At 53.7% G+C, this 13451-nt stretch carries 12 protein-coding genes; 9 read left to right on the forward strand and 3 right to left on the reverse strand.

From position 1 onward, the window contains the following. Positions 1 to 4: 4 nt before the first annotated feature. Positions 5 to 1657, forward strand: coding sequence for a 5-guanidino-2-oxopentanoate decarboxylase (locus M0220_RS08795; protein WP_264019169.1), 1653 nt, complete (start codon positions 5 to 7; stop codon positions 1655 to 1657). Next, a complete protein-coding gene (locus M0220_RS08800) occupies positions 1658 to 3118 on the forward strand; it encodes an aldehyde dehydrogenase family protein (protein WP_264019170.1) in 1461 nt (486 codons plus the stop codon). Positions 3119 to 3120: 2 nt separating this feature from the next. Here M0220_RS08800 and M0220_RS08805 read toward each other — a convergent pair whose 3' ends face one another. After that, positions 3121 to 4083 (reverse strand): hydroxymethylglutaryl-CoA lyase, encoded by a 963-nt coding sequence (locus tag M0220_RS08805; RefSeq protein WP_264019171.1) that lies wholly within the window; start codon positions 4081 to 4083, stop codon positions 3121 to 3123. Positions 4084 to 4093: 10 nt separating this feature from the next. Continuing rightward, a complete protein-coding gene (locus tag M0220_RS08810) occupies positions 4094 to 5299 on the reverse strand; it encodes a CaiB/BaiF CoA transferase family protein (protein WP_264019172.1) in 1206 nt (401 codons plus the stop codon). Between the two features lie 151 nt (positions 5300 to 5450). Here M0220_RS08810 and M0220_RS08815 point away from each other — a divergent pair, with 151 nt between their 5' ends. Continuing rightward, on the forward strand, positions 5451 to 6353 hold the full coding sequence (locus tag M0220_RS08815) for a LysR family transcriptional regulator (protein ID WP_264019173.1): 903 nt from the start codon (positions 5451 to 5453) through the stop codon (positions 6351 to 6353). A gap of 18 nt (positions 6354 to 6371) precedes the next feature. Here the strand turns inward: M0220_RS08815 and M0220_RS08820 are convergent, their stop codons facing one another. Next, on the reverse strand, positions 6372 to 7139 hold the full coding sequence (locus M0220_RS08820; RefSeq protein WP_030071235.1) for an SDR family NAD(P)-dependent oxidoreductase: 768 nt from the start codon (positions 7137 to 7139) through the stop codon (positions 6372 to 6374). 309 nt (positions 7140 to 7448) lie between these two features. On the opposite strand from M0220_RS08820, the gene M0220_RS08825 reads away from it, so the two are divergent. From M0220_RS08825 to M0220_RS08850, 6 genes are all read left to right on the forward strand, one after another. Next, the gene (locus M0220_RS08825) at positions 7449 to 8429 is read left to right on the forward strand and encodes a TRAP transporter substrate-binding protein (RefSeq protein WP_030071233.1); all 981 of its coding nucleotides are present in this window, start codon (positions 7449 to 7451) and stop codon (positions 8427 to 8429) included. A 108-nt stretch (positions 8430 to 8537) separates the two neighbouring features. After that, positions 8538 to 9068 carry a TRAP transporter small permease gene (locus M0220_RS08830; RefSeq protein WP_404813857.1) on the forward strand — a complete coding sequence of 177 codons (531 nt, stop codon included), beginning with the start codon at positions 8538 to 8540 and terminating at the stop codon, positions 9066 to 9068. Beyond that, the gene (locus M0220_RS08835) at positions 9065 to 10360 is read left to right on the forward strand and encodes a TRAP transporter large permease (protein ID WP_030071229.1); all 1296 of its coding nucleotides are present in this window, start codon (positions 9065 to 9067) and stop codon (positions 10358 to 10360) included. Before M0220_RS08830 ends, M0220_RS08835 begins: the two co-directional genes overlap by 4 nt. Before the next feature lie 301 nt (positions 10361 to 10661). Next, complete coding sequence (locus M0220_RS08840; RefSeq protein ID WP_264019174.1) at positions 10662 to 10976, forward strand: hypothetical protein; 315 nt, start codon at positions 10662 to 10664, stop codon at positions 10974 to 10976. Between the two features lie 169 nt (positions 10977 to 11145). Beyond that, positions 11146 to 12252, forward strand: a complete 1107-nt coding sequence (locus tag M0220_RS08845; RefSeq protein ID WP_404813851.1) for a heparan-alpha-glucosaminide N-acetyltransferase domain-containing protein — start codon at positions 11146 to 11148, stop codon at positions 12250 to 12252. Between the two features lie 61 nt (positions 12253 to 12313). Beyond that, positions 12314 to 13378, forward strand: coding sequence for a serine hydrolase (locus tag M0220_RS08850; RefSeq protein WP_404813858.1), 1065 nt, complete (start codon positions 12314 to 12316; stop codon positions 13376 to 13378). Positions 13379 to 13451 lie beyond the last annotated feature (73 nt).

Consider the following 13451-nt stretch of genomic DNA (forward strand, 5'->3'; position numbering starts at 1 on the left):
CAGAATGAGCAATGACGCAATGCGCAATCAATCAACCATGACCTGCGCGGAACTGTTGATACGCTTACTGCGCGATACTTATGGCGTGCAGGCGGTGTTTGGCATCCCCGGCGTGCATACCGTAGAGCTCTATCGTGGGCTTGAAGATAGCAATGTGCAGCATATAACCCCGCGCCATGAGCAGGGCGCAGGGTTTATGGCTGACGGCTATGCTCGTGCCAGCGGTCAGCCTGGGGTATGCCTGATTATCACTGGCCCAGGGATGACCAATATTGCCACTGCCATGGGCCAAGCATTAGCAGACTCTATCCCCATGTTGGTGATCTCTAGTGTTAGCCGTCGGGATACGCTGGGGCTAGGCCAAGGTCGGCTGCATGAGCTTCCCAGCCAGCAGCAGATGATCAGTGGCGTAGCGCGGTTTAGCCATACGCTATTAGATGCCAATACGCTACCCGACGTGCTGGCCCGCGCCTTTGCCATCTTCAATGGTGCGCGCCCAGGCCCAGTGCATCTTGAAATTCCGATTGATCTGTTCAATGCGCCGGTGAAGGTGCCGGCCAGTTGGCAAGCGCCAACGCTTTACCGAGCAGCACCTGACCCAATGGGGCTTGCGGAAGCGGCTCGTTTATTAAAATCAGCCAAGCAACCCTTGGTGCTTCTGGGTGGTGGCTGCGTTGCAGCGCCAGACGCAGCGCGAGCATTAGTGGAAAAACTTGATGCCCCCACGGTGACGACTATCAACGCCAAAGGGCTACTAGGCCGCGACCACCCGCTGGATTTGGGTGCTAATGCCGCCCTGCCAGCGGTGCGCGAACTGGCGGCCAACGCAGATGTGATTTTGGCGGTGGGTACCGAGCTTGGCGAGACCGACTACGACGTTGTGTTTGACGGTGGCTTTCACCTCAACGGCAAGCTGATTCGTATTGACCTTGATCCCGAACAACTGGTGCGTAACCAGCGTGTAACGCTAGGGCTAGTCGGCGATGCTGGGCGTAGCTTAGAGCTTCTACTCGCTCACTTTCCCGACCCATTGAAACGCAGCGGTATTGAGCGAACGTCGGCGGCTTTGGGTGCGCTGAATTTGGTTAATGATCCGGCTTTTAGCGACTTCGTACCGCTTTATAAAACCCTAGCAGACTACTTGCCTGAGGCGATTTTGGTGGGTGACTCCACCGCGCCGGTGTATGCAGGCAACCACTTAGTCAGCCAGCCAGCGCCAAGGCGCTACTTCAATGCCTCTACCGGCTACGGCACTTTGGGCTATGGGTTACCGGCTGCATTAGGTGCACAGTTAGCTCGTGCTGATTTACCTGTGGTGGCGCTCGTCGGTGATGGTGGGGTGATGTTCACCCTTTCTGAGCTTGCTACCGCAGTAGAGGAACGCCTGCCGGTGGTGATTGTGCTGTGGCATAACGCAGGCTATGAAGAAATTCGCCGCTATATGGATGCCAATGGTGTGGCGCGGTTGGGCGTGGACATTCAAGCCCCCAACTTTCTTACCTTGGCCGAAGGGTTTGGTTGCCAAAGCGTACGGGTAGAAAGCCCTGAGGAACTTGCAGACTCACTCGCTAAGCGTGCCTCAAATGGCCCGTTACTCATTGAAATAGACGCGGCTGCTTGGCAGCGTGCGTGCAGCATTTCCGACCAGGATACGTAGATGTCGTTACCCAACCAGCAATTGATCAATCAGCAGTTCATCAACAACCAATGGGTTGCCTCGGCAGGCACGCGCCTGCTTGATGTGATGAACCCTTATCGCGAAGAACGTATTGCTCAGGTCACAGCGGGGGACGCGGCAGATGTCGACGCTGCCGTTAAAGCCGCTCAGCAAGCGCTACCTGCTTGGCAAGCGCTGGGTGGAGCTGCGCGTGCAAAGTACCTAGATAGCTTTGCCGATGCGTTGGAGGCTCGCCGAGAAGCGCTTATCACTCTGTCAGCCACTAATAATGGCAAACCCCTCGCTGAAGCAGGCATTGACCTGGACGATGCGATTGCCTGTCACCGCTATTACGCCCAGCAGGCCAGGGCGTTAGATGCTCGCCAGGGTGAACTGGTCAGTGTGGAAATGGAGGGCGTTGAGGCGCGTACGTATCATGATCCGGTGGGCGTCGTTGGGCTGATTGCGCCTTGGAACTTCCCGCTGGTGACAAGCGCCTGGAAACTGGCGCCCGCGTTGGCGGCAGGCTGTACCGCAGTGCTCAAGCCGTCAGAGGTAACGCCGCTCCCCGAGTTGGCGCTGGCAGAAATTGCCCTGGAAATTGGCCTGCCTGCGGGTGTGTTGAACCTGCTTAATGGTGACGGCGAGGGCATTGGCGCACCGCTAACCAATCACCCAGGTGTTGATAAAATCTCTTTTACCGGCAGTAATCGAGTCGGCGAAGCTGTTATGCAAGCCGCTGCTGCTCGCACCGCCAGTGTCTCTTTAGAGCTAGGTGGAAAATCGCCGATTCTGGTAATGGAAGATGCCGACCCAGCCCAAGCTGCCGACTGGGTAATGGCGGGTATCTACTTTAATGCTGGGCAAATCTGTTCAGCGACTTCGCGCTTACTGGTGCATGAAAACGTGGCAGAAGCACTCTATATCGCCCTGGCGGAGCGTATGGATGCGCTAACCTTAGGCGACCCACTTGCTGAAGGCACTGACTTAGGGCCAATGACCAGCGCTAAGCAGCGCGATGCGGTACAGCGCTATTTAGACTTGGCTGAACAAGAAGGCCTGACGGCCGTGCGCGATATTACCCATCGCACGCTGCCCACGCATGGCTACTTTTTAGCGCCGACGCTTTACCGCGATGTGCCGTTGGAAAGTCGCCTGTGGCAAGAAGAAATCTTCGGCCCAGTACTTTGCGCGCGCAGCGTTACCAGCGAAGAAGAGGCGATTACACTCGCCAACGATAGCGCTTATGGATTAGCGGCGACGGTGATTAGCGGTGACCCCGAGCGGGCAAAACGCATTGGTCGCCAGCTAAAAGCCGGTAGCATTTGGTACAACAGCGAGCAGCTGGTGCTGCCTGAAACCGCCTGGGGCGGCTTCAAGCGTAGCGGCATTGGTCGTGAACTTGGCCCCTATGGCTTAAGCGCTTACCTCGAAGTGAAACATGTGGTTGGGCCCGCGTAAGGTTAACGCTCGGGCATCGCATAACGCCGGGATGATTTCCCGGCTTTTACCACTTGCCCGGGCACGTCGTGGCCGATAAGCGTCGGTAGGGTGGCGGCAACGTCAAGCAGCGCATCTAGATCGACGCCAGTATCGACCCCCATCGCTGCAAACATATGCACTAAGTCTTCGGTGCATACATTACCGCTAGCGCCTGGAGCAAAGGGGCAGCCCCCCAGCCCACCGAGCGACGCATCAAAGCGGCTAATGCCCGCCTGCCACGCCGCCAGGGCGTTGGCTAAGCCCATGCCGCGGGTGTTGTGAAAGTGCAGCGTGAATGGCGTTTTTGGCCAGCGCTCAAGCACGGCATCACACAGGCGCTTCACTTGGGCTGGGTTGGCCATGCCTGTGGTGTCGCATAGCGTGACGCCCTGAATGCCCAGCGCGATCAGCTGTTCCACCAGAGCGAGAACCCGCGTTTCAGGCACCTCGCCTTCAAACGGGCAGCCAAAGGCGGTTGACAGTGAGGCGTTGATAAACACGTCGCTGCCTTGGCAGGCCTCCACAATCGCGGCAAATTGCCCAAGCGACTGCTCTGGCGTCATGCGAAGGTTTGCCAGGCCATGGCTATCGCTTGCCGACATCACCAAATTAATCTCATCCACTTGGCAGGCAAGCGCGCGCTCCGTGCCCTTAAGGTTAGGCACTAAGACGCTGATATCGACCCCAGCCCGGCGTTGAATACCTGTGACAACGTCCGCAGCATCGTGCAGATTAGGAATCGCTTTGGGCGATGTGAACGAAGTCGCCTCGATGCGCCGCAGACCGGTAGTGGAGAGCGCGTCGATCCAGCGGATTTTATCGTCGGTGGGGACAAAGCGCGCTTCAATTTGCAGACCGTCACGCGGGGCGACTTCATTAATTTCTATTTTTTTAGGATAGGGTGCTGTCGGACAGGGCATGGGTTGACTCGTTGACTTGTGCATAGCGCTCTCCTTAAATAATGCCCGCTTGACGCAGCTTGGCGCGGGTTTCCTGGTCGATTCCCAGCTCATCCAGCACGTCATCGGTATGCTGGCCAAGCGCAGGGCCGCCATCGCCGAGCCGTCCTGGGGTAGCGCTAAGTTTGGGCAGTACACCGGGTACTTTTAATGGTTTGCCGTTGGGGCGAGTGAAGGTTTGAATCATTTCCCGCGCCAAGTAGTGGGGGTCAAAGGCAATATCTTCGGCGGTGTACGGATAGCCTGCTGGCACACGTGCCTCATCCAGCGCTTTAAGAATCGCCTCTCTTGGGCGCTCTTCAGACCACGCTTGTATAGCAGCGTCGATCATTTCAGCCTGCTGACTGCGGCCATCGTTGTGGGCTAGCGCGGGGTCGTTGGCCAGATCATCACGGCCAATGACCCCCATCAAGCGTTTAAAAATACTGTCGCCGTTACCGGCAATGAGCACGTAATCGCCACCCTGGCAGCGGTAGGCGTTAGAAGGCGTAATACCGGGCAGGGCGCTGCCGCTGGGTTCACGCACCTGGCCGCTGGCATCGAATTCCGGCAGCAGGCTCTCCATCATGGCAAATACCGATTCATAAAGCGCCACGTCGATCTCTTGCCCCAGGCCGCTACGGTTGCGCTCTTGAAGTGCTAGCAAGGTACCTATGACAGCGTAAAGCGCTGAAAGTGAATCACCAATACTTACACCCACGCGCACAGAGGGCTCTCCTGGCTGGCCAGTAAGATAACGCAGCCCGCCCATGGCTTCACCCACCACACCAAAACCGGGCTTGTCGCGGTAAGGCCCCGTTTGTCCGTAGCCGGAAATATGCACCATGATCAGCCTTGGGTTGAGTTTTGACAGCGCTTCCCAGCCCAACCCCCAACTATCTAAAGTGCCAGGGCGGAAATTTTCCACCACCACATCAGCCTCGGCAGCGAGCTTGCGCACCAGCGCTTGGCCCTCTTCACTGCGCAAGTCCAGCGCCACTGAGCGCTTGTTACGGCTCTGTACGTGCCACCAAAGCGAGGTGCCTTCCTCAAGCATTCGCCATTTGCGAAGGGGGTCGCCGGTACCAGGCGGCTCTACTTTAATGACATCGGCACCAAATTCACCCAACAGCTTGGTCGCAAAGGGGCCTGCAATGAGCTGCCCAAGTTCAAGGACTTTCAAGCCTTCTAAAGGAAGCTGGCGCGCTTCGGGAGCATGCATTAAGGCTCTCCTGGTCGTGTCGTTAATATTGTTGCCTACCAGCATGCGTGAGCCGCCTAGGGGCGACAATTAGGCAATGGGTAACAAAGGTTTCGTGACTGGCGAAGGTATGCGCTAGCATAGTCAGGTTACTTTTCAGGAGTTTGCCGAGATGCGCCGCTTTGATTTCTTTACGCTCAAGCTGTTTATCTCTGTTGCAGACGAAGGCCGCTTGACCGCGGCTGCCGAACGCGAACACTTAGCCCTTGCCGCCGTCAGCAAGCGTATGAGCGATCTTGAAAGCTTGGTAGGAACAACGCTGCTTTACCGTAAACCCCGTGGTGTGGAGCTAACCCCTGCAGGGCATGCGTTTTTACATCATGCGCGGCGTATCCTCGACAACGTTGAACGCTTACAGGCAGAGCTTAGCGAATATGGTGAAGGCGTGCGTGGGCATGTGCGTATTCATTCCAATACCTCAGCAATCATCGCGTTTCTCCCCCAAGACCTTAGTGCGTTTTCTCGCCACTATCCTGAAATAAAAATCGACCTGCAAGAGCGTGTCAGTAGTGAAATTATTGCCGCTGTAAGGGATGGCTTAACCGATATTGGCATTTTTGCTGGGCATGTGGCTGCGCCAGACTTGCAGATAATTCCCTATCGGCGTGATCGCTTAGTGTTAGTAACACCTGATGAACATCCATTAGCGGAGCGAAGCAGTATTGCCTTCAACGAAGCACTGGCTTTCGATTTTATTGGCTTGCAGCAAGATGCTTCGCTGCAAGCGCTGTTGCTTGAGCAGGCTAACCTAGCGGGAAAAGCGCTGAGAATGCGCATTCAGGTACGCAGTTTTGATGCCATTTGTCGCATGATTCACCATGGCATGGGGGTAGGCGTGCTGCCAGAGCAAACGATATATCGCGAGCTAGGTGATCTGCAGCTTAAAAGCATCCCGTTGAACGACGGCTGGGCCCAGCGGGAGCTTGTTATTGGCGTACGCCGCTATGCGACGCTTCCTGTCACGGCAAGGCACATGGTGGACCTTCTGACTGAAGAAGTGCATTCAGCGCTATAAGGTTCATCGAATCGGCGTTTAATCTCGCAGTATCGTGGGAGCCGACCACTGCTGACAAAGCGGCATCACTTCTAAGCGCGTGATATTGATATGCGGTGGAAGTGAGGCTATATGGAGGGCTTGGTCGGCGATATCTTCAGGCTGGAGTGGTGCCGTGCCTTCGTAGTAGCTATCTGCTACTTGCTGATCACCCTTCATACGAACCAGCGTAAACTCACTCGCTGTCATCCCAGGAGCGAGGTCGGTCACCCTAACGCCCTGTGGACCAACATCGCAGCGAAGGTTGTAACTAAACTGTTCTACAAAAGCTTTGGTGGCACCATACACATGTCCGCCTGGGTAAGGCGTATGAGCGGCGATAGAACCCAGATTTATTACCGTTGAGCCAGGGCCAGCGGCAATGAGTTTTGGCAATAGGTGGCGCGTAACAGTCACTAATCCTTTCACATTGGTATCAATCATTCGATGCCAGTCATCAAGCTCAGCGTTTTGTGCTGGTCCCTTACCCAGCGCTAGCCCTGCATTATTGATCAGTGCATGCACGTGCTTAAAACGTTCTGGCAACGCTGCAACCACGTTAGCTACGTCTTGTGGGTTGCTGACGTCCAGTTGAGCGATATGCACAGGTACGCTGTTTTTCAGTGAGTTATAGAGCCCCTCTAAGCGTGTTTGACGTCGTCCTGTTAATACCAGTGCCCAGCCCGCTTGGGCAAAACGGTGGGCACAAGCAAGGCCGATTCCAGAAGTGGCGCCGGTAATAAACACGACGGGTGCGGCTTCGTGCATGATGAAAGCTCCTGGTGAAAATGGCGTTTTAAATCACTGCTAAAAAGCAGCAAGCAACCTCCATTGAGATAGCCTAAGAGTGCAGTAGATATTCATCTTTGGTCGTACGGTGATAATGGGGTGAGCAGTTTAGCGCGCTATAGCAGCGTTTCTAGCCATCGTATTTGACGAAGTCAGCCTTCATAAACGTCGATTTGAGCCGTTTGGCTGCTTGTTTCAAGATCAATCAAACAGCAAAAATGCTGTGTTAAGCATCACACTTAATATCGGTAACCACATCCAATAACGACAACCGTAGAGAGTCATCCCATGCGGACAACATTGCTTACCACGCTGGCCACCCTGGGTATGCTAACGGCGGCTCCCTTTGCCTTAGCAAACCCGATCGAAATTCAAGTTAATAACACTATGAGTGAAGGCGGCTCTGAAAGCGCAGCAGTCGAGCGTTTTGCCGAATACCTAGAAGAGCAAGCACCGGGCCGCTTTGACGTGCGTCCTTTTCTAGCAGGTTCCCTCGGTGGTGAAAACGCGGTGCTGGAATTGCTCAATTTAGGCCAAACCCAGCTTTCTATCACCGGAGGCAACTGGCGCCAGCAGTATGCGCCAGAGTATGACGCTATTACCGTTCCGTTTGTGTTCTCAACGTGGGACGAAGTAGATGCCTACATGGAAAGTCCTTCTGGCCAAGCTTTGATTGAGCAGGCTGAAAATCAGGGCGGTCTTAAATATTTCGGCACCCAACACCGTGGTCCACGCCATATGACCGCCAATAAGGCGATCAATAGCCCTGAAGATTTAGATGGCTTCCGTTTGCGTCTGCCATCGCTTCCCGTATGGCTTGAGGTGTGGGAAGAGATCGGCGCCCAAGTAGTTAACGTTCCCGCGCCGGAAATTTACTTGGCCATGCAAACAGGTCAAGTCGATGGCCATGAGAATTCATTGTCATCGCCCTATACCCGCCGCCTGTGGGAAGTGCAGGATCACATCATTATGACCAGCCACGTGCAGTTCCCTTGGAACTGGGTAGCCAGTTCACGTTGGTGGGATGGGCTAGAGGCGGAAGATCAAGCGTTGATCGAGGAAGCTATTCATGTCGCCAGGGAGCATGGTTCAGAGCGTGAGCGTGAGCTTGATGAGTACTACCTGACGGCGCTACAGGAAGAGGGCATGACGATTATCGAGCCCGATATTGACGCTTTCCGCGAAGCGGCGTTGCCAGCAATTGATCGTGTCATGGCCGATATGGCTGATGGTGTGCGTGAAGATGCGTTAGGTAATGAAAGCCAGTAATTGTTTGTGCTAAATGATCAACGGCGGCCTATCGGGCCGTCGTTGTAGTTTTAAAAGATACCTATTTAAGCCTTATTAAGCCTCAGGAGCGTTCCCGTGGACTCAGCTATGCCGCCCAGAAACGGGCCGGATAGAATCGCTTTTTATGTGTTGCGTTACACCACCCGTCTTTGCGATGGGGTGGGAGTGACGTTAATGGCCGCGATATTGCTGCTCATTGTTTCAGCAGTGGTAGCCCGAGACCTGCTTGGGTTGGGGATGCCATGGACAGAAGAAGTTGCGTCACTGCTGGCCATTTATGCCATTGGCTTTGGTTCTATTTCTGCGTGGATACGCAGTGAGCATTTAGTGGTTGACCTGTTCAGCCACAAGCTTTCTCGCTTCGGTAAAAATAGTCAGTACCGGCTTACTTCTCTTATTTCTTGCGGTTTTTTTGTACTAGCGGCATGGGGCGCATGGATTATGTCGGATATGAGTGCCAACAATAAAACCGTTTCGTTAAGTATTAGTTTCAGCTACCTCTACTACGGTATCTTCTTTAGCTTCGCGGGCATGGCGGTCATTGCACTTTGGAAAACGCTGCGCGGCCCCGTTTTCTGGCTTGAAGCGCCCCGTGAAGAAGAGGTGATGGCCCCATGACTGAATTACTGATTTTCGTTGGCGGCCTGCTGGTGCTAATGGCCATTGGGTTGCCTGTTGTGGTGGCCATCGGTGTCACCTCGTTTATAGCCTTGGTATTCACCGGTACGGGAGGGTTGCCCGTTGAGCTACTGCCACTGCGTATGGTGCAAACACTCAACAACTTTACCTTGCTAGCCATCCCGCTGTTTATTTTGGCTGCCAATATTATGAATATTGGCTCAACGACCACACGGATTTTTGATTTCGCCACGGCATTAGTAGGCTTTACCAAGGGTGGGCTTGGTCACGCCAATGTGGTTGCCAGCTCTATTTTTGCCACTATGTCGGGTACTGCCGTGGCCGATGCGGCGGGTCTTGGCAGCATTGAAATTAAAGCCATGAAAGAGCGTGGCTATGAGCTGGGTTACTCGACTGGTGTTACCGCAGCGTCAAGCGTTATTGGGCCGATTCTGCCGCCAAGCATTGCGCTAGTAGTATATGGCTGGCTAGCCAATGTGAGTATCGGTGGGCTGTTTATGGCGGGGCTGTTGCCCGGCATTTTGATGGCACTCCTGCTAATGGGTATGACGGTAGTGCTCGGAGCAACAGGCAAAGTAGTGATGCCTAAGCCTACGCCGTTTGATGCCTGCGAAGTTATACGAACCGGCAAGCGCGCTATTTTACCTCTCATGATGCCTGCCATTATTGTCGGTGGTATTTGGGGTGGCTTCTTTACACCAACGGAAGCGGGTGCTATTGCCTCGCTCTATGCGATTATTTTAGGTGGCCTGATCTATCGCGACTTAAGTCTGCGCGACTTGTTTAATGCCTTCCAGCGTACCCTGATGTTCAGTGCCGTGATCCTGCTGATTATTGCTGTTTCCAGCTTTTATGGCTGGATTTTGGTACGTATGGGCATTCCTCAGGCGTTGGCGGGGCAGGTGGCCAGCATTGAGATGCCGACGATTGCGCTGTTGCTCTGCTTTGCGTTGTTCTTCCTGCTGATCGGCTGTTTTATGTCGGTGATTGAAAGCATTTTGATCTTCACCCCGATTGTTGTGCCTGCCGCATTAAGTGCGGGGTTAGACCCTGTTCATTTCGGTATTGTGATGGTCATTACGCTTTCAGTTGGGGTTATCACACCGCCCTTTGGCACAGTGTTGTTTCTGATGGTGGGAATCACGCGACTACGCTACGGGCAGGTGGTCAAGGCGGTATTGCCGTTCTTGTTACCTATTCTCGCTACAATTTTATTGTTGATCGCTATACCTGAACTTGCCACGTGGCTGCCCAGGGTGATGGGGTATTAAATACCCAAATCTCGATTGACATGCTACAGCAGGGCTCATGTGTCATTGATAAACAATAAATCGCTAATTAAAAATCGTTTTGTCATTCGGTTGGCATGCGTAATTTTTATTTAAGATATTGTATTTATAGAGTTTTTATTTTTATTGGCATTTTCTGGTATGGCGGCTGCAATAGTCTGGGCAAGAGCGAAATGTTAGGAAGACATAACGTTCTTGCCACTAACCAACGTTTTCAAATCACCGAATTTTTTTGATTACTGAAAACTGACGTAAAAGTGAAGCCATATCAGGAGGCATGACCATGAAAAAGGAAGCTCTCAAGAAACTTGGCATTTTAGGCGTATCGTTTGGTTTGATCGCTAGCCCGCTGGCCTTTGCTGGCATGGAAGGCAACGATGATTATGAGCCCGCTCCTCAGGAAGAAACCACCCAGGATGAGCAGGGCGCTTACAACTCTTTCGACTCTGATCAAGAGCAAGGTGCCACCACTGAAGGCGCTACTAATGAAGGTGTAACGACCGAGTACGAAGAGGAAGAGCAAGAATTTACCTATGAAGAGGAAGAAGAAGAGCAAGACACATGGGAAACTGAAGAGGAAGATGATTCCGGTAGGTAACTCATGACTGCTAAAGGATTAACTTCTATTCCGGTTCACGGATGAACCATGAAATGCCCCGCCAGTTGCGGGGCATTTTTGCGTTAAAAGATGTTAAGTAGGGGGCGGGCAATGAATAGGCTATGGTTAAAGCCCTATTATTAACATCAGCCACAAGGACGTTACCGACGTGTTGAACTGGATGGAGATGCCGCAGCTTCCTAAGGCGCAAGGCCGTATCGAGGCGATTGATCTCGCTCGCGGTATCGCCATTGGGCTGATGATTATTAGCCATGCTGTTAGTGGTTTAGTAGGTATTCGTAATGTGCCTGATTGGGGCATGGTACCTATCCATTTTTTGACGAAATTCTCGTCCTCGCTGTTTATTTTAGTGTTTGGTATTGCGCTGGCGGTGGCCTTCTTATCGCACACCCAACGTGACGATTGGCCCAAGCGGCGGTTAAAGCTATGGGTAAGGGCCATTGAGGTTTGGTTTTGGTATAAGGCGCTGATTGTTATAGAAATGCTGCCCTTTAGCTCGCCTAGCGATATTGTTGATACGCTGCTCTATGGGCGATTTGCTATCTGGGTAGAGATTCTAGGTTTCTATGCCGTTGCCTTGCTTTGGGTGCCGTTAATATTGCCGCTGTGGGCAAAAACGCCACTGTGGGGGCGTTTAATAACCATCGTAGGATTAACGGCGCTTTCAGCGTGGTTACAAGGCTTTTCCTTTGGGGGCTATGACCTCTTAAAAGCGTTTTTGGTCGACCATGACGAGCACTATGCCTGGGGGCAGCTTAGCCGCGCCCCACTCATACTGTCTGGCTTATTGATCGGTGAGGCGCTGCTACGCTGCTATTTCGATGCCGCCTTACGCCGCCGCTTAATTCTTTGGCTGGTAGGGGTGGGTGCGCTGATGGTAGCCGCTTTTTATGGCATAGCTATCGCCGAGGGCGATGTTCATGGTGCGATGCTGGCGGTGGCACGCAATGTGGGGAAACACCCGCCAGGAATGAACTTTATGCTGTTTAGCTTGGGCGGCGCGCTGGTGCTGCTGGGGTTAGCCCTGGCCGGTGGAAAAGCCGCTGCGAAAGTACTGCTGCCCCTTACCCTCGTTGGTAGTGATGCGCTTAAAGCGTTTATTTTTCATATCGTGATGATTTTTCTGGTGCTGCGTTTTTTATTGGAAGGCGATGGGGCCTACAGCTACCCACAGGCGCTTGGCGTTGGCGGCTTGTTAATTCTGGGTGCTGCGCTGTGGATTTGGCTGACCCGCTGGATGGCGGCTCATAGGTAAGGTAAGCGCGATTAAACTGACGGGAGTTGACGATTTGCGACACTGGATACAGCGCGGGCTAATGGTAGTAGCGCTGTTAATAGCGCTGCCTGTTCATGCAGATTGGTATTATGAAGTCGATAAACAGAGCCGCTGGCAGGGCGACTTAAATGCTCGCATGGCCGCTATCGAAGAGGTATTTGGCGGGCAGTTAGGCGTGTATGTGCATAATTTGGCCAGTGGCGAAGCCTATTCCTGGAAAGCCGGTGAGCCGTGGTATTTGGCATCGCTGATAAAAATACCGGTGGCTGCTCAGGTGTTGGCCGAGCGCCAGGCTGGCAGGCTATCGCTTGATGAGCGGATTACCTTAGCGCGCAGCGACTATGTAGATGGCGCAGGCCCGGTTAACTGGCATGATCCAGGCACGCCTATTTCTATTGGTTATTTGTTGGAACAGATGATCACCGTTAGCGATAACACCGCCTCGGATATGCTGATTGACCGTGTTGGGCTTCCGGCAGTGAATGAACGTGCGAAGGCCATGGTGGCCGCGAGCGGTGGAAGGCCCAGCTCACTAGGGCCGATTAGCAAGCTTGTGGGAGTACGCCAAGGCGTTTATAGCCAGCTTCATCCCGCTGCTCAGGGCTTAGGTGGTTTAGACTTTATGGAATTGCGCAAGCACAGTATTAACCAGCGGCCGGTAGCGTTAGCCCAAACCCTTAACGTGCGCCAAGATGCCTTCAAGCAACCGGACTACGATCGCGCCTTTGATGCCTATGAAGCCACGGGTGAGAACGTAGGCACGCTGCGCGCCTTCGGGGATGTGCTGGCCTCGCTTCACCATGGCGGCATGACGGATTTGAATACCGAGCAGCGCCAAACGCTGCTGACGGTAATGAGCCGCACGTCTTCTGGTGAGCGCCGCTTGAAACAAGGGATGGGCAGTGACGTTCATTTTGCTCATAAAACCGGTACCCAGCACCGTCGCAGCTGCGATGCGGGTATTGCCTCACGTATTTCTTCAGCCCAGGGGCCTTGGGTAGTTGTCGCCTGTAGCCGAGGCCCGCTGCCGGTAAGCGCCCACGAACGCGCCCTGGCAAGTGTAGGCAACGCGCTGCGTGTTAGCGGCGCGCTCGCTGGCCCTTAATCAAGCTAACGCTAGCGCCTAACTCTGTACCAGCATGATAAACTGATACGCCGCTTTGGGGCTTTTTAATAAG

The organism is Halomonas qinghailakensis, assembly GCF_025820815.1.
In the GTDB taxonomy this organism is placed as follows: Bacteria; Pseudomonadota; Gammaproteobacteria; order Pseudomonadales; family Halomonadaceae; genus Vreelandella; species Vreelandella qaidamensis.